The organism is Yinghuangia aomiensis (assembly GCF_039542225.1).
In the GTDB taxonomy this organism is placed as follows: Bacteria; Actinomycetota; Actinomycetes; order Streptomycetales; family Streptomycetaceae; genus Yinghuangia; species Yinghuangia aomiensis.
In genome coordinates, this window is the sequence record NZ_BAABHS010000007.1 from 35,449 (window position 1) to 54,249 (window position 18,801).

The 18,801-nt window shown below is 71.0% G+C and carries 17 protein-coding genes; 12 read left to right on the forward strand and 5 right to left on the reverse strand.

Going from position 1 to position 18,801, the window contains the following annotated elements; genetic code table 11:
• The first annotated feature begins 49 nt into the window (after nucleotides 1–49).
• From ABEA93_RS11230 to efeU, 4 genes are all read left to right on the forward strand, one after another.
• On the forward strand, nucleotides 50–646 hold the full coding sequence (locus ABEA93_RS11230) for a DUF3000 domain-containing protein (RefSeq protein WP_345675271.1): 597 nt from the start codon (nucleotides 50–52) through the stop codon (nucleotides 644–646).
• 330 nt (nucleotides 647–976) lie between these two features.
• Complete coding sequence (locus ABEA93_RS11235; RefSeq protein WP_345675272.1) at nucleotides 977–1,648, forward strand: LuxR C-terminal-related transcriptional regulator; 672 nt, start codon at nucleotides 977–979, stop codon at nucleotides 1,646–1,648.
• Nucleotides 1,649–1,878: 230 nt separating this feature from the next.
• A complete protein-coding gene (locus ABEA93_RS11240; protein ID WP_345675273.1) occupies nucleotides 1,879–3,195 on the forward strand; it encodes an HRDC domain-containing protein in 1,317 nt (438 codons plus the stop codon).
• A 251-nt stretch (nucleotides 3,196–3,446) separates the two neighbouring features.
• Nucleotides 3,447–4,304, forward strand: a complete 858-nt coding sequence (gene efeU / locus ABEA93_RS11245; protein ID WP_345675274.1) for an iron uptake transporter permease EfeU — start codon at nucleotides 3,447–3,449, stop codon at nucleotides 4,302–4,304.
• Nucleotides 4,305–4,412: 108 nt separating this feature from the next.
• Here the strand turns inward: efeU and efeB are convergent, their stop codons facing one another.
• Together efeB and efeO are read right to left on the reverse strand one after the other, a co-directional pair.
• Nucleotides 4,413–5,732: an iron uptake transporter deferrochelatase/peroxidase subunit gene (gene efeB, locus ABEA93_RS11250; RefSeq protein WP_345675275.1), complete on the reverse strand. Its 1,320-nt coding sequence runs from the start codon at nucleotides 5,730–5,732 to the stop codon at nucleotides 4,413–4,415.
• A gap of 106 nt (nucleotides 5,733–5,838) precedes the next feature.
• On the reverse strand, nucleotides 5,839–6,963 hold the full coding sequence (gene efeO / locus ABEA93_RS11255; protein ID WP_345675276.1) for an iron uptake system protein EfeO: 1,125 nt from the start codon (nucleotides 6,961–6,963) through the stop codon (nucleotides 5,839–5,841).
• Between the two features lie 425 nt (nucleotides 6,964–7,388).
• On the opposite strand from efeO, the gene ABEA93_RS11260 reads away from it, so the two are divergent.
• From ABEA93_RS11260 to ABEA93_RS11280, 5 genes are all read left to right on the forward strand, one after another.
• Nucleotides 7,389–8,390, forward strand: a complete 1,002-nt coding sequence (locus tag ABEA93_RS11260) for a DUF8094 domain-containing protein (RefSeq protein ID WP_345675277.1) — start codon at nucleotides 7,389–7,391, stop codon at nucleotides 8,388–8,390.
• A 122-nt stretch (nucleotides 8,391–8,512) separates the two neighbouring features.
• Entirely contained in the window at nucleotides 8,513–9,715 is a 1,203-nt protein-coding gene (locus ABEA93_RS11265; protein WP_345675278.1) for a thiolase family protein, read from the forward strand.
• Nucleotides 9,712–11,826 (forward strand): 3-hydroxyacyl-CoA dehydrogenase NAD-binding domain-containing protein, encoded by a 2,115-nt coding sequence (locus ABEA93_RS11270; RefSeq protein ID WP_345675279.1) that lies wholly within the window; start codon nucleotides 9,712–9,714, stop codon nucleotides 11,824–11,826. The genes ABEA93_RS11265 and ABEA93_RS11270 overlap by 4 nt, the downstream gene beginning before the upstream one ends.
• A gap of 164 nt (nucleotides 11,827–11,990) precedes the next feature.
• A complete protein-coding gene (locus tag ABEA93_RS11275; protein WP_345675280.1) occupies nucleotides 11,991–12,431 on the forward strand; it encodes a hypothetical protein in 441 nt (146 codons plus the stop codon).
• Nucleotides 12,432–12,496: 65 nt separating this feature from the next.
• Entirely contained in the window at nucleotides 12,497–12,952 is a 456-nt protein-coding gene (locus ABEA93_RS11280) for a nuclear transport factor 2 family protein (protein ID WP_345675281.1), read from the forward strand.
• Nucleotides 12,953–13,180: 228 nt separating this feature from the next.
• On the opposite strand, the gene ABEA93_RS11285 is transcribed toward ABEA93_RS11280, so the two are convergent.
• From ABEA93_RS11285 to ABEA93_RS11295, 3 genes are all read right to left on the reverse strand, one after another.
• On the reverse strand, nucleotides 13,181–13,870 hold the full coding sequence (locus tag ABEA93_RS11285; RefSeq protein ID WP_345675282.1) for a DUF4352 domain-containing protein: 690 nt from the start codon (nucleotides 13,868–13,870) through the stop codon (nucleotides 13,181–13,183).
• Between the two features lie 229 nt (nucleotides 13,871–14,099).
• Nucleotides 14,100–14,870, reverse strand: a complete 771-nt coding sequence (locus tag ABEA93_RS11290) for an SDR family oxidoreductase (RefSeq protein ID WP_345675283.1) — start codon at nucleotides 14,868–14,870, stop codon at nucleotides 14,100–14,102.
• 55 nt (nucleotides 14,871–14,925) lie between these two features.
• Entirely contained in the window at nucleotides 14,926–15,381 is a 456-nt protein-coding gene (locus ABEA93_RS11295) for a nuclear transport factor 2 family protein (protein ID WP_345675284.1), read from the reverse strand.
• Between the two features lie 231 nt (nucleotides 15,382–15,612).
• On the opposite strand from ABEA93_RS11295, the gene ABEA93_RS11300 reads away from it, so the two are divergent.
• The 3 genes from ABEA93_RS11300 (at nucleotide 15,613) to ABEA93_RS11310 (ending at nucleotide 18,769) form a co-directional block, all read left to right on the forward strand.
• A complete protein-coding gene (locus ABEA93_RS11300) occupies nucleotides 15,613–16,404 on the forward strand; it encodes an SDR family oxidoreductase (RefSeq protein ID WP_345675285.1) in 792 nt (263 codons plus the stop codon).
• 341 nt (nucleotides 16,405–16,745) lie between these two features.
• Nucleotides 16,746–17,891 carry an LLM class flavin-dependent oxidoreductase gene (locus ABEA93_RS11305; protein ID WP_345675286.1) on the forward strand — a complete coding sequence of 382 codons (1,146 nt, stop codon included), beginning with the start codon at nucleotides 16,746–16,748 and terminating at the stop codon, nucleotides 17,889–17,891.
• A gap of 86 nt (nucleotides 17,892–17,977) precedes the next feature.
• Nucleotides 17,978–18,769, forward strand: coding sequence for a hypothetical protein (locus tag ABEA93_RS11310; protein ID WP_345675287.1), 792 nt, complete (start codon nucleotides 17,978–17,980; stop codon nucleotides 18,767–18,769).
• The last annotated feature ends 32 nt before the right edge of the window (nucleotides 18,770–18,801 follow it).

Below are 18,801 nucleotides of genomic sequence, written 5' to 3' on the forward strand. Positions count from 1 at the left end.
TCCGCGCGCCTCCCCGGTCGGCGGTTGTGCCGCACATACGCTGCCGTGCATGGCAGCAGCAGTCGGCGAGACCGAGGAACCGGCGGAGTTCCGACGCGCGGTGGAGGAGATGCGGGCCGCGGTGCTGCGTCCCGGGATCGAGATCGAGGAATTGCCGCGGCCGCGCAATCTGGCGCCGTTCTCCGCGGCGTTCTCCGCGGACGTCGTGGTGGACGACGACGAGCTGGGGAGCGGCCGGATCGTACTGCTGCACGACCCGGCGGGGCACGAGGCGTGGGAGGGCACGTTCCGCTGCGTGACGCTGTCGCGGGCCGAGCTGGAGCCGGAGATGGCGACCGATCCGCTGCTGCCGGAGGTCGGCTGGACGTGGCTGACGGAGGCGCTGCATCTGCATGGCGCGCGCTACACGGCGCCGAGCGGCACGGTGACCCGGGCCACGTCGCAGGGTTTCGGCGGGTTGGAAGGCCAGATCGCGCGGACGGAGATCGAGGTCCGCGCGTCGTGGACGCCGGTCGACGGGGATCCGGCCCGGCATATGGCGGCCTGGCTGGATCTGCTGTGCACGTGTGCGGGGCTGCCGCCGTTGCCGGCGGGCGGGGACGGCGTGGTGCCGATGCCGTCGCGTTCGGGGCAGCGCGACCGTTGAGCCGCGCATCCTGCGCGGCGGGCAGGGCGGGCGTACCTTACGCCGCCCCCCGCGGGGCTCCGCCGTCACCGGCCACTCGATCGGGTTAATCCGGTGGCGCCGGCCGAGGACACCCCGTGCGGGCCCCAGAAGGCCGACAACCGCCGCGTTGCGGGCTTGTGGCGGCACTGCGCCTCCGATCGCACACTCTGCTGCGGCAAATTGGGGCAAACGGATCTGGATCTTCTTCTAAAGGCCGAGCGCGGATCTGCCGAAGGAGACAGTGACCACCCCGATGGAGCAGCACCGATACCGCTTCTCGGGAATCGCGATCACTGCGCAGGAGGCCCGGTGTCGGTACTTCTCGATCACCCCGCAAACCTGCTCGCCTACCGTTCGTCCAAGCCCACGGCGATGGTCGTCGTTGCCGACCCCCGGGTCCGCGACTCCGTCATCCGCCACTTGTGGGCCCTCGGGGTGCGCGACGTCGTCGGGACGTCGACCATCGCCGAAGCTCGATCCCGAGCCGGCACGCCGCGCGATCTGTGCATCGCCGACGTGCACCTGCCCGACGGTTCCGGCCTGGCCCTGCTCACTGAGATGCGGGCCTGCGGCTGGCCGAACGGTCTGGCGCTCTCCGCCGCCGACGACATCGGTGCCGTACGATCCGCGCTGGCCGCGGGCGTCCGGGGCTATGTCGTGACCGGTGCGCGGGCGGGATTGACTCCGGGACACGCTCGGCAGGCGGGCATCAACGGTATGGCGGGCATGTCGCCCGCGGGGCGGATGCGCCCCGACCACAACGGAACCGATCCCACGTCGGGCTGCCGCGAGCTGTCCGCACGCGAGATCGAGGTTCTGCGACTGGTCGCGGAGGGCCGGTCGAACAAGGCGATCGGCCAGGCCATGGGCCTGTCGGCGCTGACCGTGAAGAGCCACCTGGCGCGCATCGCCCGCAAAATGGGCACCGGCGACCGTGCGGGAATGGTGGCGCTCGCGCTGCGGGCGGGCATCATCAGCTGAACCGGCTCCACTGCCGCTCCCCGGGCGGCAGCCCATCCGCGCCCCGGCCGATTCGGCCGGGGCGCGGTGCGTTGCGGGGGTGGGACAGGTCTTCGGACGGCGTTCTCGGCGCCGCCCAGGTGACGATTTCGACGCCATCGGATGCCGAACTGGTCGCCGGAGGGGCTCTCTGCGGTGGGAATCCCGGAACCGCTACCCCCGAAGACCCAATAAAACGGACAAATTGCCGAATGGTTCGGCGGGCGGCGTCATCGGCCGCCGGGGTTTCGGCGTATTTTGTAAACGTGACCGACGCCTTCCCTTCCCTTTCCGAACAGCCGGCGCCGGTCCCTTTGCTGGCACCCCGTGAGGGCATCCCGCCGGTCGTGGCGGATCCGGAGGCCCTCGCCGGGACGGTCGCAGCCTTCGCCTCGGGCGACGGTCCCGTGGCCGTGGACGCCGAACGGGCGTCGGGCTACCGGTACGGCCAGCGCGCCTACCTGATCCAGCTGCGCCGCGCGGGAGCCGGCTCGGCACTGATCGACCCGATCGCCTGTCCCGACCTGTCCGAGCTGGGGACCGCGATCGCCGACGCCGAGTGGGTACTGCACGCCGCCTCCCAGGACCTGCCGTGCCTGGCCGAGGTCGGCATGGTGCCCACCCGGATCTTCGACACCGAACTGGCCGGACGGCTCGCCGCGTACCCGCGCGTGGGCCTCGGCGCAATGGTCGAGACCGTGCTGGGCTACTCGCTCGAGAAGGGGCACTCGGCCGTCGACTGGTCGACGCGCCCGCTCCCCGAGCCGTGGCTGCGGTACGCGGCACTCGACGTCGAGGTGCTCGTCGAACTGCGCGACGAGATCGAGAAGGTCCTCGACGAGCAGGGCAAGCTCGGGTGGGCGCTGGAGGAGTTCTCGGCGATCGCCGCCGCTCCCCCGCCGGCACCGCGCGTCGACCCGTGGCGCCGCACGTCCGGCCTGCACCGGGTCCGGCGCCGCCGCCAGCTGGCGATCGTCCGGGCGCTGTGGGAGGCGCGGGACCGGATCGCCCGCACCAAGGACGTCTCGCCGGGCCGGGTCATCCCCGACTCCGCGATCGTCGAAGCCGCCCTTGCGGGCCCCGCGTCGTCCGCGGCGCTGCTCGCGCTGCCCGGCTTCACCGGCCGGGACAGCCGCCGCCAGGCGCAGGCCTGGCTGTCCGCGATCGAAGCCGGGCGGGCGGTGCCGGACGACGAGCTTCCGCCGTCCACGCTTCCCCACGAGGGCCCGCCGCCGGCGCGCGCCTGGGGCGACAAGGACCCGGCCGCCGCCGAACGCCTGACCGCGGCGCGTACCGCGGTCGCGGCCATCGCCGACGAGCACGGTGTGCCGACGGAGAACCTGCTGGCGCCGGACTCGGTGCGCCGCCTCGCCTGGTCGCCGCCGCCGGCCCCGTCGGCCGACGCGGTCGCCGAGGTGCTGCGCGCGCAGGGGGCCCGGGCCTGGCAGATCCACCTGACGGCGCACGCGCTGTCGGGGGCGTTCCTGCGGATCGCCGCGCATCAGGGGAACGGCGGCACGGCGGGCTGAGCCGACGCGGTCGGGCGGGTCCGCGGGGGCCCGTTTCGGCCGGGGTGGCGCGCGCCGAACCGTTGGTCGGGTCCGGCTCGGTAAAGGTCTTGTCATGCCCGGCTTCGGTGACCTCTCGCACGTTGACGCGGCCTCCGCGCAGGTGATTTGGTAAGGCTTGCCTAAATCCTCAGGCTCGCCTGAATCCTGCCCTCTGCTGCCGTTTCGGCGGCCCGACCCGCCGTTCGCGCACGCGCACGCGAGGAGACCCGGTGTTCGCCAACTACCTGATAGGCCTGCGCGAAGGTCTGGAAGCCGCCTTGGTCGTCAGCATCCTGGTGGCGTACCTCGTCAAGACCGGGCGCGGCGACCGGCTTCCGCCGGTGTGGGCGGGCGTCGCGGTGGCGGTGCTGCTGAGCTTCGGCTTCGGCGCGATGCTCGAGTTCACCTCGGCGGAGATGACCTTCGAGGACCAAGAGCTGTTCGGCGGGTCGCTGTCGATCGTCGCGGTCTGCCTGGTGACGTGGATGGTCTTCTGGATGCGCCGCACCGCGCGGCACCTCAAGGCCGACCTGCACGGCAAGCTCGACGCGGCGCTGGCGATGGGCACGGGGGCGCTGGTGCTGACCGCGTTCCTGTCGGTGGGGCGCGAGGGCTTGGAGACGGCCCTCTTCGTGTGGACGGCCGTGCGGTCGACGGGCGACGGGACTGACCCGCTGATCGGCGTGATCCTCGGACTGCTGTCCGCGGTGGTGCTGGCGTTCTTCTTCTACAAGGGCGCGGTCAAGATCAACCTCGCCAAGTTCTTCACGTGGACGGGCGGCGCGCTGATCGTCGTCGCGGCCGGTGTGCTCGCGTACGGCGTTCACGACCTGCAGGAGGCCGACTTCCTGCCCGGCATCAACGACAAGGCGTTCGACATCTCGGACACCATCCCGCCGGACAGCTGGTACGGCACCATGCTCAAGGGCATCTTCAACTTCCAGCCGGACCCGACGGTCACCCAGGTGGTCGTGTGGGCGGCCTACCTGGTGCCGGTGATGGCGGTGTTCCTGTTCCACAAGCCGAAGGCGAAGAGCAGCGCGCCCCAGGCGGCCGTGGACACGACCGCGGAGGCCGCGAAGGCCTGACGCCGGACGCCGGACGCAGGCGGAACACGGCGAGACATACAGCGGGAAACGCGGTGGGGCGGGACTTCCGAGGAAGTCCCGCCCCACCGCGTTTCGGTCCGCCTGGGCTCAGGCGAACAGTCCCTTGCCCCAGTAGTCGTCCGCTCCGCGCACCCCGGGCGGGCAGGCGAAGATCGCCGATCCGACGTGCTGGATGTACTCGTTCAGCCGGTCCTGCGAGGCCAGCTTCTGCTGGAGCGGAATGAAGCCGCGCCGCGGGTCCCGCTGGTAAGCCAGGAAGAACAGCCCCGCATCGAGCCGGCCCAGACCGTCGGACCCGTCCACGAACGAATATCCGCGCCGCAGGATCGTGATCCCGTCGTTGGAGTCCGGGTGCGACAGCCGCACGTGCGAGCGCTCGTCGAGAACCTTCAGCGGCACCGGGTCGTGCTCCTTGACGGCCCCCATCGGCGCACCCTCGCCCTTGGTCCGCCCGATGACCGTCTCCTGCTCCCCCAGCCCGGTGCGGTCCCACGTCTCGATGTGCATGCGGATCCGCCGGGCGACCAGGTACGACCCGCCGGCCATCCAGTCGGAGCCGTCGGCCCACACGAACTCGTCCTGCCGCGAGGTCTCGTCGCTCGCGATGTTCCGCGTGCCGTCCTTGAACCCGAAGAGGTTCCGCGGCGTCTGCGCGTCCGGCGTCGTCGACGACGTCTTGCCGAACCCGAGCTGGGACCACCGCACCGCGACCGTCCCGAACCCGATGCGCGCCAGGTTCCGGATCGCGTGCACGGCGACCTGCGGGTCGTCCGCGCACGCCTGCACGCAGATGTCGCCGCCCGACCGGTTCGGGTCGAGGTTGTCCGCCGGGAACGGCGGAAGGTCCGCCAGCGCCACCGGCCGCTTCGCCGCGATGCCGAACCGGTCCTTGTTGTCCTTCACGAACAGCGTCGGCCCGAAGCCGATGGTCAGCGTCAGGTTCGCCGGCGGCAGCCCCAGCGCCTCGCCGGTGTCGTCCGGCGGCGCCTCCGGGATCCCGTCGACGGCGCCCTTGCCCACCGGCTGCCCCTGCGTCATCGCCCGGGCCGCGGCCGTCCACTGCTGCAGCAGCCGGACCAGCTTCGCCCGGTCGTCGGTCAGCACGTCGAACGTGACGAAGTGCAGCCGGTCCTGAACCGGCGTCACGATCCCGGCCTGGTGCGGTCCCTCGAACGGCACCGACGTGACGGTCGAGTTCGCGACGGTCTCGGTGCCGCCCCCCACCGCGGCGGCCACGCCCCCGGCCGCGCCCGCGCCCACGGCGAGCGCGCCGCCGGTCCAGCCGATGAGCGCGCGGCGGCTGACCCCGCGGCGCGCGCCGGTCTCGGCCACCGCGGCACCGCTGTCGTCGTCCGAAGGCGCGGCGGCGGCCTCGTCCTGCTCCGGTACGTCCGGCTTCTCGGTCATCGGGTACTCCCCTCGGGGTGTCGGACCGCCGCGCGGGACGGGGCCGCACGGGCGCGAGGCGCACGTACGGCCCCGGTCGGCGAGGCGGAGCGGTCGGCTGAAGCGGTTACTGCGCGACCGCGCCGGCGAGCTTGGACAGCGGCTCGGCGAGCGAGTTGACCGCGTCCGACAGCTCCTTGCGCTGCTGGTCGTTGACGGTGTCGTAGGAGACGTAGCCCTCGCCCTGCTTGTACTTGTCGAGGACCTTCCGGATGTCGGCGAACTCGCCGTCGAGGGTGGCGCCGAGGCCGGCGTCCTTCTCCAGGACGTACGGCTTGAGGAGTTCGTACGCCTTCTGCGCGCCCGCGACGTTGCCGGCGAAGTCGACGAGGTCGGTGTGGCTGAACGCCTCTTCCTCGCCGGTGACCTTGCCGGTGGCGACCTCGTCGAGGAGTTCCTTGGCGCCGTTGGCCATCGAGGTCGGGGTGATCTCGGCGGTGCCGACCTTGGCCTGGAGGTCCTTGTAGTCGGCGAGGAGCTGGTCCGCGTACTTGGTGTCGTCGGCGGTGAGCTGGCCGGTGGTCCACAGCGTCTTCTCGAGGCGGTGCCAGCCGGTGAATTCCTCGCCGGCCTGGAGGTCGGCCTCGCGGGCGTCCATCTTCGGGTCGAGGTCGCCGAAGCTCTCCGCGACGGGCTCCATGGTTTCCCAGCCGATGCGGGACTTGGCATACAGCTCCTTGGCCTTGGCGGTGTCGCCGGCCTTGACCGCGGCGACGAACTGCTCGAGGACGGGGAGCGACTGGTCGACCTGGCCCTGGACGTAGGCGCGGTAGTCCGCGACGGCCTTCGACAGGCGCGGGTCCATGGGCTTCTCGGAGGTGGCGCCGGCGACCTTGATGTCCTGCCGGATGCCGTCGCCCTTCTGGCCGGGCTTGCAGGCGACCTGGTACTCGCCGGGCTTGATGTCGAAGTGGATCTCGACGGTGAGGCCGGGGCCGATGTTCTCGCGTTCGGTGATGATGCGGTCGCCCTGGGCGTAGACGTAGACCTCGGTGACCGAGCCGCCCTTGTTGGAGACCTTGAGGGTGTTCTTGCCGGCGGTCCAGTCGGTCTTGCCGACCTCGCACTTCTTGTCGGTGGCCGTCACCTTGATGGCGTCCCCGCCGCTGTCGCTGCTGCAGGCGGCGAGCGCCGGGATGCCGAGGAGGGCGGTGCCGGCTATGGCGGCGAGCGTACGGCGGGCGGCTGGCATGGACACTCCGGTGGGGACGTTCGGGGACATCCACACCGGAAGTCCCATGGGTGTTAGGTGAGGCTAAGTAAGCCAAGGCTTCGCTGCATTGTGCCAGTCGGCCCCCGAGCAGTCACCAGTGGGCGGTAAAGAAAGAGCAAGGTGCGGGGTGTGTGTTGTGACACCCCGTCAACAACCAACCGGACGCCGTATGGGACGATCCGTGGCGCTCGTCACGGCGGCGCCGCGACCCGGCCCGACGTGTATACGCCGCCCACCGCCCGCGCCGCCTCGGTTCCTGTCCGCCGGTCCTCCGGGGACGGACGTCTCCGGAGGTTGTGGTGGGGGTTTCACCGAGATTTTCCGCGCGCGCGGCGTCGCGTCGGCTGCTGGCCGTCGCGGCGGCCGCGACGGCGCTGGCGGCAGTGGCCGGGTGCGGCTCGGGCGTGGCAGGCAAGGCCGTCGAGGCGACGCGCGGCACGGCATCGGCGACGCCCTCCGCGAGCGGCTCGGCCGCCCCCGCCCCTTCCGGGTCCGCCGCCAAGCCGGCGCTCGCTCCCGCCGACGACGAGGCCCTCCGGATCGCCCGCGCGGTGCGGTTGGCTCCGACGGCCGCGGACGGAGGCTTCGACGAAGCAGAGGCGGGCAAGTACGTCGCCGAGCCGATGCTGTCGATCCTCAAGGCGAATTGGAAGACGGAGAAGGCCGAGTACCGCGCGGAGCCGAAGCTCCCGCCGGTGCGGGACCCGCTGGTGCGGGACCCGCTGGTGTACCGCACGGCGCCGTCGGCGAACGGCGACCGCTGGTTCATGGTGGTCGAACGCATCGGCACCGACCGGCCGGTCTTCGTGTTCCGCTCCTCCGCCGAGGACCCGGTGTGGAAGCTGGCGCTGTTCACCTATCTCGTGGAAGACGTCGACGGGAAACGGTTCCTCGGAGTCGACGAGGACGCCTCGGGCGCGGCCCTGACCGTGGCGTCGGCCGACGGCCTGAGCGCCGATCCCGCGGCGGTGTGCGCGCAGTCCGCCGACGCGACACCGTCGAAGACGTTCGGCTGGGGCCCGAACGTGGCGGCGATGGAGGCGAACACGGCGCGTCAGCTCGCCGCCGACCGGAAGGACGGGTTCGAGACGACGGTGACCCGCCAGGCCCGGTCCGGGGACTTCGGCCCGGTGTGGCGCTACGGCGACGGCGGGGCGATCGTCGCGTGCGTCCGTGACAACCACTGGACCACCGGCGCCGGGAAGGGCTCGGTGATCCGCTGGCGCGAGAGTTCGTTCCAGGCCGTTACCGGACCCGACTTCGCGGTGACCAGCTACACGGCCACGAACACCGCGGTCGAACTGGTGTGGATCCCTCCGAAGGTCGGCACGTCCTCGAGCAAGCCGGACGTCATGGCGACCGACCAGCACCTGACGGATTTCACGTTCAAGGCTCCCAAAGGCTGAGTCGAGCCGCCGGGAGGCATACCGCCGGAGCAGCCGGGTACCGCCGGTAACAGCCCCCTAGGCGATCTGGTTACCGGCGAGTAGCATGGGCGCGTAACCCTTCCACGAGGAGTGCTGCCACTGTGTCTCGTCACCCCAGGGACGTCGTCTTCGTCGACGGTGTCCGAACCCCCTTCGGCAAGGCCGGCCCCAAGGGCATCTACCACGAGACCCGCGCGGACGACCTGGTCATCGCGTGCATCCGCGAGTTGCTGCGCCGCAACCCGCAGCTGCCCGGCGCGAAGGTGGACGAGGTCGCGATCGCGGCGACCACGCAGATCGGCGACCAGGGGCTGACGCTCGGCCGTACCGCCGCGCTGCTGTCCGGCCTGCCGAAGTCCGTGCCCGGATACTCCGTCGACCGCATGTGCGCGGGCGCGATGACCGCGGTGACCAACGTCGCGGGCGGCATCGCGCTCGGGGCGCTGGACATCGCGATCGCGGGCGGCGTCGAGCACATGGGCCGGCACCCGATGGGCGAGGGTGTCGACCCGAACCCGCGGATCATCGCGGAGAAGCTGGTCGACCCGTCCGCGCTCGTCATGGGCTCGACGGCGGAGAACATCCACGACCGCTTCCCGCAGCTGACCAAGGAGCGCGCCGACGCGTTCGCGGTCGGCAGCCAGGAGAAGGCCGCGAAGGCGTACGCCGACGGCAAGATCCAGTCCGACCTGGTGCCGGTCGCGACCCGCTCGCAGGAGAAGGGCTGGGGCCTCGCGACCGAGGACGAGCCGCCGCGCCCGGGCACCACGATGGCCGACCTCGCCGCGCTCAAGACCCCGTTCCGGGTCCGCGGCCGGGTCACCGCGGGCAACGCCGCGGGCCTCAACGACGGTGCGACCGCCGCGATCGTCGCGTCCGAGGACGCCGCGCGCGCCCTCGGCCTGCCGGTCAAGATGCGCCTCGTGCAGTACGCGTTCGCGGGCGTCGAGCCGGAGGTCATGGGCATCGGCCCGGTCCCGGCCACCGAGAAGGCGCTGGAGCGCGCCGGGCTGACCATCGACGACATCGGCCTGTTCGAGGTCAACGAGGCGTTCGCCGTACAGGTGCTGTCGCTCCTCGACCACTACGGCATCGCCGACGACGACCCGCGGGTCAACAAGTACGGCGGCGCGATCGCGTTCGGCCACCCCCTCGCCTCTTCCGGCGTGCGCCTGATGATCCAGCTCGCGCGCCAGTTCGAGGAGCACCCCGAGGTCCGCTACGGCCTGACCTCGATGTGCATCGGCCTCGGCATGGGCGGAACGGTCATCTGGGAAAACCCCCACTGGGAGGGCGACAAGTGACGGACCTCAAGCAGCTCGCCCAGGAGATCTTCCCGGACGAACTCGTCACCCACTTCCCGGTGCGGGTCCTCGACCTCCCCGACGGCGCGGGCAAGTTCGCGCTGATCTCGATGGACAACGGGTTCGACCACACCAAGCCGACCACGTTCGGCCCGGCGGGCCTCGCCGAACTCGGCGCGGCGCTCGACCAGGTGGAGGCGCTCGCCGCCGCGGGCGAGATCGCCGCCGCGGGTGTGACCGGCAAGCCGTTCATCTTCGCGGTCGGCGCCGACCTCAAGGGCGTCGGCGTCATCCGGAACCGCGAGCAGGCGCTGGCCATCGGCCGTGCCGGGCACGACGCGTTCCGCCGGATCCGCAACCTTCCGGTGCCGACGTTCGCCTTCTACAACGGTGCCGCGATGGGCGGCGGCGTGGAGATCGGCCTGGCGTGCGACTACCGCACGATCTCGTCGGCGGTGCCCGCGCTGTCGCTGCCGGAGTGCTTCCTCGGCCTGGTGCCGGGCTGGGGCGGCTGCACGCTGCTGCCGAACCTGATCGGCCCGGACAAGGCCGTGACGGTGATCCTGGAGAACGCGCTCAACCAGAACAAGCAGCTCAACGGCCCGAAGGCGTTCGAACTCGGCATCGCCGACGTGCTCCTGGAGCCGGCCGACTTCCTGGCCGAGTCGCTGCGCTGGGCGGCGAAGGTCGTGCGCGGCGACGTCACCGTCGAGCGCGCCGAGTTCGACCGCGGCGAGGGCTGGGACAAGGCCGTCGAGACCGGCACGTTCATCGCGGACATGAAGGTCGCGGGCGCGTCGCCGGCGCCGTACCGCGCGCTGGCGATCATCGACGCGGCCCGCAGCGGCGACGTCGACGCCGGCTTCGCGCTCGAGGACGAGGCCCTCGCGGACCTGATCATGAGCGACGAACTCCGCGCCGGGCTGTACGCGTTCGATCTCATCCAGAAGCGCGCCAAGCGGCCCGCCGGGGCGCCGGACCGGTCGCTGGCCCGTCCGGTGACCAAGGTCGGCGTGGTCGGCGCGGGCCTGATGGCGTCGCAGCTGGCGCTGTTGTTCGCGCGGCGTCTGGGGGTGCCGGTCGTGATGACCGACATCGACCAGGAGCGCGTGGACAAGGGTGTCGGCTACGTGCACGCCGAGATCGACAAGCTGCTCGCGAAGAAGCGGATGAGCCGGGATTCCGCCAACCGCTACAAGGCGCTCGTCACCGGGTCGCTGACGAAGGACGCGTTCGCCGACGCGGACTTCGTCATCGAGGCGGTGTTCGAGGAGCTGTCGGTCAAGCAGCAGGTGTTCGCCGAGGTCGAGGCGGTCGTGTCGGCCGAGTGCGTGCTGGCGACCAACACGTCGTCGCTGTCGATCACCGACATGGCGTCGAAGCTCGCGCACCCCGAGCGGGTCGTCGGCTTCCACTTCTTCAACCCGGTCGCGGTGCTGCCGCTGCTGGAGGTCGTGCGCGCCGAGCAGACCGACGACGCGTCGCTGGCCACCGCGTTCGCGGTCGCCAAGCAGCTGAAGAAGACGGCGGTACTGGTCAAGGACGCCCCGGCGTTCGTGGTCAACCGGATCCTGACGCGGTTCCTCGGCGAAGTGCTCGCGGCGGTCGACGAGGGCACGCCGATCGAGGTCGCCGACAAGGCGCTCGCTCCGCTCGGGCTGCCGATGTCGCCGATGGTGCTGCTCGAACTCGTGGGCCCGGCCATCGCCGCGCATGTCGCCGAGACGCTGCACGGGGCGTTCCCGGACCGGTTCGGCGTGTCGGAGAACCTGGCGCGCGTGGTGAAGGCCGGCAAGCGGTCGTTCCTCACGTGGGCGTCGGGCGCGCCCGAGGTCGACCCTGAGGTGACCGCGCTGATGGAGGTCGGCTCGTCGCCGTCCACCGCGGACGAGGTCCGCGCGCGGGCGCTGGCGACGCTGGCGACCGAGATCCGGCTGATGATCGACGAGGGCGTCGTGCAAGCCGCGCAGGACATCGACCTGTGCATGATCACCGGCGCGGGCTGGCCGTTCCACCTGGGCGGCATCACGCCGTACCTGGACCGCGAGGGCATCGCGGAGAAGGCGACCGGGAAGCGGTTCCTGGAGCCGGGCGTCGCGTCGGTGGCGTGAGCCGTGCCGCGGTGCCGTGGCGTCGTGCCGCGGTAAGGCATAGGTGCGGCAGGTCGTCGGTGCTGTGACGGAGGCGCCGTGCGCCCCCCTTGGCGAAGGGGGGCGTGCGGCGCCTTTGTGCGTGGGTAAGGGCAGGGAATCGTCCGCTGTGAAGGAGTCCGCGAATGTCTCGTGACTGGCGCAAGACCGTCCGTTCCGCCGGCGCCGGATGGGGTGCGGCGCGGGCGCTGCTCGGGGTGATGGCGATCACCAGGCCGCCGTCGGTGTCGCGGCCGTGGATCGGCGAGGACGCGTTCACCACGGGCGGGACGGTGTTCGCCAAGGCCCTCGGGGCGCGCGACGTCGCCCTGGGCGCGGGCACCGTGGTGGCGGCGTTGTCGGGCCGCGGGTTCCCGCTGTGGGCGTTGGCCTCCGCCGCCGCGGACGTCGGCGACACCCTGGCCACGCGGCAGCACTGGCACGAACTCCCGCGGACTCGTATGTTCATCGCCGCTCTGGCGGGCGGCTCGGCCGTGGCCGGTACGGCGCTGGCGGTCGCGGACGCGGCCGGGGCGGTGTCGGGACGACGCCGGGAGACCCGTCCCGGCGAGAACGCGCCGGAGTAGGGAGCCGACGCGATCGGTCCCGATGGTTCTTGATACTTCACGCCGCCGCGGCTAGATCTGACGGGATGACAGATGCCCCGAAGGACCTCGCCGCGGCGGCACGCGAAGCCGTGCACGCCCATGTCCGCCATTGGAACAACCAGGACAAGGACTCCTGGCTGAAGATCCTCGCCGACGACGTCCGCTACGAAGACCCGCCCGGCACCGTCGCCGCCGTGGGCCGCGACGTGATGTCCGTCCAGGCGTGGGACAAGTCGTTCACCGCCGACAAGGTCTGGACCCTCGAACCCGTCCTCGTCATCGCCTGCGGCCGCGAAGCCCAGGTCTACATGCGCAACCACGGCTCCGTCGCCGGCAAGCCCGCCTGGGTCGACAGCATCGAACTCTGGCGCGTCAACGACGAAGGCCTCGTCGACTCGGTCCGCGCCTTCTGGGAGCCCCCGGCGGAGATCCGGGAGCACCTGGGGCTGTCGACGTGGGAGGGCGAGACGAGCTTGGCGGCGGAGGCGGCAGGCGCCTGACGCACCACCGGCGCGCGGGATGCGCAGCGGTCGGCCGAGGCCGCACGTGTTCCGCGCGCCGGACTCCGGCGGCGGAGATCAGGCGTCCGGAACCGCGCCGCCACACGGCCGAGGTACCAGGTAATTCTCGGCCGTCTCCCTCGTGAGCTGCGAACGGACGCCGAGCAGGACGTTCATGCGCTCGACCAGCGGACGGCGGCCCCCGGGCCGGCCCTCACCTCGCCCCGCTCAGGACACCGCCCATTGGCCGGTCTGCTTGGCGTAGCCGGAGTTCGCAGCGAACTGGATCTTCACGACCTTCGAGTCGTCCGGAACCTCGTAGGTCACGAAGCCGAGGCGGGATTCGCCCGGCGGGATCTTCACGCCGCTGGGGAACTCCGGGCCCGCCGAGGTCGGGTAGTACGAGGCATCGAACTGCTGCCCGGAGCCGTCGACTACGTTCGAGCCGCTCGTGGGGCCGCTGTCGACCGGCACGGTGCCGGTGTTCGCGATCCGCCATTGCACGGCCACCAGGCGCGTTCCGGCCTTGGGCTTCATGTACTCGTTCTCCGGTGTCGCGGGGTCGACCACCTTGACCACGGTCGCGTCGAGCTTCACGCCTTCGAATCCGGTGAGGCTGATGGTGTCGCCGACCTGGGCGGTGGTGCTGCCGGCGCCCGGTGCGGCGGTGGCGTCCGACGCCGGAGCCGAGGAGCGAGGTGCGGCGCTGTCCTTCGCCGTCGGGGACGCTTCGCCGCTTTCGGTGTCGCAGCGTTTGCGCCATTCGCCCATCGGGATGTTCGGGTCGGTGCAGTCCATCGCGGCCGCGTTGGGTGTCTTCGCGGTCGTTTTCGGCGAGTCGTCGTTGCAGGCTCCGAGCAGCGTGGTCCCCACGACCAACGCCGCCAGCGCGGAACCGAGTCGCGCTATGCGCTTCATGATCCCCCCATCCGGTTGGAGTGATCATGGTGGCAGAGCAACACTCAAGTGGCGGGAGAAATACGGGAGATCCGGGCACGTGGCCGCGGAATCGTTACCTCTTCCGGCTGTCCGGGCGGTCATCCGATCGCCTCGCGCCGCCGTACGGGTTGCCGTGACGGATGTCCGGCCGGATCGCGGAGGTCCGGCCGGGTACCCGTCGTCGGGCGGCGCGCTGAAAGAGTGGCGCTCACGCCCAGGTCGGGCCCGCCGTCATCCCCCCGTCGATGACGAACTCCGAGCCGGTGGAGTAGGAGGAGTCGGCGCAGGAGAGGAAGAGGGCGAGTTTGGCGACCTCTTCGGGTTGGCCGACGCGGCCGGCGGGGAGAGCGGCGTAGATGTCGCCGGAGCTGGTGTCGTCGGCGACGAGGCCTTCGACGTTGTCCGGGCGGACCATCGGGGTGTCGATGCCGCCGGGGTGGATCGAGTTGACGCGGATGCCGGAGTGGCCGAGTTCGAGGGCGGCGGCCTTGGTCATGCCGCGGACCGCGAACTTGGTGGCGGTGTAGCCGATCATGCCGGCGACGCCCTGGAGGCCGTTCGTCGAGGACGTGTTGACGATCGTGCCGCCGCCCGCGGCCACGAGGGACGGGATGGCGGCGCGCATGCCGAGGAAGACGCCGACCTGGTTGACGTTGACGATCTTCATGTAGTCGTCGAGCGAGGTGTCCACGATGGCGCCGAACTGCAGGATGCCGGCGTTGTTGATCAGGCCGTCGAGCTTGCCGAAGGCCGCGTTGGCCTCGGCGACGGCAGCCGTCCAGTCGGCTTCCTTGGTGACGTCGAGGTGGACGTAGCGGGCGGCGTCGCCGAGGTCCTTCGCGACTGCGGCGCCTTCGTCGTCGAGGACGTCGCCGAGCACGACGGACGCGCCTTCGGCGACGAACAGGCGGGCTTCGGCCTCGCCTTGGCCGCGGGCCGCGCCGGAGATGAGGATGACGCGTCCGTCGAGCTTGCCCATGGGACGTCCTTTCGGGTCGGTTCGGTGGTGCAGCGGTGCGGGGTGGGGATTCCGGTCAGCCGAGCGCGATCTTGAGGTGGTGGCTGAGGTCGCCCAGGTGTTCGGTGATCATGTGGCGGGTCGCGAAGCGCCACGCGCCGTCGACGCGGACGAAGGTGTCGCGGTAGCGGCCGGTGATGATCGGCTGAAGCGGCAGGCCGGTGGTGGCCTGCAGGACCGTGAAGTAGGAGCGGGCCGCGGCGGTGCCGGCGTCCTCGTCGACCTCGAGGATGATGTTCGTGGTGACGTGCTTGGTGCGCGGCGTGCCGTCCTCGTAGCGGAGCGTCCAGTCCTCGTACATGGCGAGGACGGCGGCGCGGCCCACGGTTTCCCGGTCGGTGCCTTCGCTGGTGACCACCGCGTCGGCGAGGATGTCCGCGACCTTCTCGAAGTCCCCGTCGTCGATGGCCTCGGCGTACAGGCCGATCAGGTTCGGGACGGCGATGTGTCCGGGCATGCGTTCGGGTGACACGTGTGAACCTCCGGTAGGCCGCCGTTGACTGGCGGTCACAGTACGGCCGCGTGCCGACGGAATCCAGACCCGGATTCCGCCCGCCCCGTGCTTCCGCCGGGCTGCGCCCGGGGTCGGCAACGCGATCGAAATCGCGTCGCATCGCTCTTTAGTGACGCCGCGTCAGATGGCATGGTGAGCTGTGCGCCGCGGCACCCGTGCGGCGCCGCCGCCTGCCAGAAGAGGTACGACGTGGTTCTCGATCCTTCCTCCGCCCTGCTCACCGGCCGTGTCGCCGTCGTCACCGGCGGCGCCCGCGGCATCGGCGCGGCGACCGCCGCCGCGCTGGCGCGATTCGGCGCGGACGTGGCCATCTGCGACCGCGAAGACCAGTCCGAGACCGCGAAGGCCATCGCCGACGCGGGCCGCAAGGCGCACGTCGGGACGCTGGACGTGCGCGACGGGGACGCCGTCGCGGCGTTCCTCGCGGACGCGCAGCGTGAGCTGGGCAACTTCGACGTCCTCGTGAACAACGCGGGCGGCGGCTTCTGGTCGCCGTTCCTCGACGTGCGCGGCAAGGGCCAGACCGCGCTGGTCGACGAGAACTTCACCAGCGTCACGCACGTCGTCCGGCACGGCGTGCCGCTGATGAACGACGGCGGCTCGATCGTCAACGTGACCAGCATCGAGGCGCACCGCGCGGCGCCCGGCTTCGCGGTGTACGCGGCGATGAAGGCGGCCGTCGAGCAGCTGACGCGGTCGCTCGCGCTGGAGCTGTCGCCGCGCCGGATCCGGGTCAACTGCGTGGCGCCGGACGCGATCCCGACGCCGGGCGACGCGGGCCTGTCCGAGGCGGTCGGCGGGCAGGACTACGGCAGCAAGGTGCCGCTCGGCTGGGGGACGCCGGACGACTGCGCGGCGCCGATCGTCTACCTCGCGGGCGACATGTCCGGGTTCGTCAACGGGACCACGCTGCACGTGGACGGCGGGGCGCTGGCCGCGTCCGGCTGGGTGCGGCGCGAGGACGGGGTGTTCGTGCTCTGAGGCCGCGGGTGCGGGGGCGGCTGCGGTCGTCCCCGCGCCGAGGGGGTCTGTGGTGCCCCTGTTTTTCTGCGACCCCCGCGTCTCTTGCGTCTCCCGCGTCTTCCACGTGTCTTGCGTTTCCTGCGCATCCGGCGTTTCCTGCGTATCCGGTGTTCCGGCGCTTCGGTGTTCCGGCGCTTCGGTGCTTCGGTGTTTCGGCGTTTCCCGTTCGAGTGAAGCCCGGAACGGCCGCGTCTCTCCCGCCCTCTTCCAAGACGTCGATGCTCACGATGCCCGCCACGGCCGGTCCGCGTCGGCGTCCTCCACCCCGGCAAGCCACCACGAAGAAGGGACGACGAACAATGGAGTTCGGGATCTTTATTCAGGGCTATGTCCCCAAGAGCGCGCAGGAGGCCGATCCGCTGGCCGAGCACCGCGCGATCATGGGCGAGATCGAGCTGGTCAAGGCGGCCGACGCGGCCGGATTCAAGTACGTGTGGGTCACCGAGCACCACTTCCTCGACGAGTACAGCCACATCAGCGCCAACGACGTGGTGCTCGGCTACCTCGCGCACGCCACCGAGCGGATCCACCTGGGGTCCGGCATCTTCAACCCACTGCCCAAGGTCAACCACCCGGCGAAGGTCGCCGAGCGTGTCGCGATGCTCGACCACCTGTCGGGTGGCCGGTTCGAGTTCGGCACCGGGCGCGGCGCGGGCTCGCACGAGATCCTCGGCTTCCACCCGGGCATGACCGACATGGGCGGCACCCGGCCGATCTGGGAAGAGACGATCGCCGAGTTCCCCAAGATGTGGCTGCAGGACGAATACGAGGGCTTCGAAGGCGAGTACTGGTCGCTGCCGCCGCGCAAGATCCTGCCCAAACCGCTCGCCAAGCCGCACCCGCCGATGTGGTACGCGGCCGGCAACACCTCGTCCTATGCCATGGCCGCCCGCAAGGGCCTCGGCGTGCTGGGCTTCTCGGTGGGGTCGCCGAAGGAGCTGGAGCCGGTGCTCACGGCGTACAAGACGGAGATCGCCAACGCCGAGCCGATCGGCGCCTTCGTCAACGACAACATCATGGTGACCAGCAGCGCGATCTGCTTCGAGGACCGCGAGCGGGCGCGCGAGGTGATGATGCGGCCGGCGAACACCTACCTGCAGAGCCTGGTGTTCCGGTACCACGACACGTTCCCGCACCCGCCGCAGGTGCCGGCGTGGCCGGAGCTGATACCCGACCCGGACCCGGCCGCCGTCGACTGGATGCTCTCCGAAGGCATGACCATCGCAGGCGACCCGGACGACGTGCTGCGCCAGTGCAAGCGCTGGGAGAGCACCGGCGTCGACCAGCTGACGTTCGGGCTGCCGGTGGGGCAGACGATCGACGAGGCGCTCGAGTCGATCCGGCTGATCGGCGAGCACGTGATCCCCAAGATCGACACCGACCCGGTGCACCGCACCACGCGCTTCCGGGACGCCGCCGCGGGCGGCGGAAACAGCGCGGGGTGAGACCGGCGCCGGGAAAGTCACCAGGTGCTGACAGCGGTGTCGTTTCTGACGTAGTGTCAGGTCCTTCGCACGAAAAGGAATCGTTCATGGGCTTCAAGGAGTACCCGATCCGCGCGACCGGGATGCTGTTCACCGCGGTCGACCCGGAGCGGGGGCACGAGGTCGAGTACCACCGCTGGTACGAGCGCGACCACTTCTATGCCGGCTGCATGATCGGCCCCGGCATGCTGGCGGGCAAGCGCTGGGTCGCCACCCGCGACCTGAAGGACCTGCGCTTCCCGGCGGACAGCGACGTCGTCCCGGCGATCGACGCCGGTTCGTACCTGGCGATCTACTGGGTCAACGACGGTCAGTGGGCCGAGTGGAACAACTGGGCCGTGGAGCAGGTCAACTGGCTGTACTCCAACGACCGCGGATTCCCGAACCGGATCCACGCGCACACCGCGATGTACCTGCACGACAAGCGCTGGTACCGCGACGAGGACCCGGTCCCGCTGGAGCTGGCCCTCGACCACGGCTACCAGGGCATGGTGTCGCTGGCCGTGCAGCGCGCCGAGGGTGTCTCGCAGTCCGACCTCGAAGCGTGGTTCGACGCGAACCTGCCCAAGTTCCTGGACGGTTCCGCCGTCGAGTCGGTGGCCGCCTGGACCGCCGAACCGCTCGCCGACGACGCCCCGGCCTTCGTCCCGCGCGACCCGAACGCGGCCACCCGCAGCATGCAGCTGTACTTCCTGTCCGGCGACCCCCGCGACAGCTGGGACGCCTTCCACGCCTGGGCCGACCAGATCAACGCCTCGGGCATCGGCACGGTGACCTTCGCCGCTCCGTGGATCCCGACCATCCCCGGCCGGGACACCTACACCGACCAGCTCTGGTAGAACCACCCCACCGCCACCCGGCGGTGACGGGC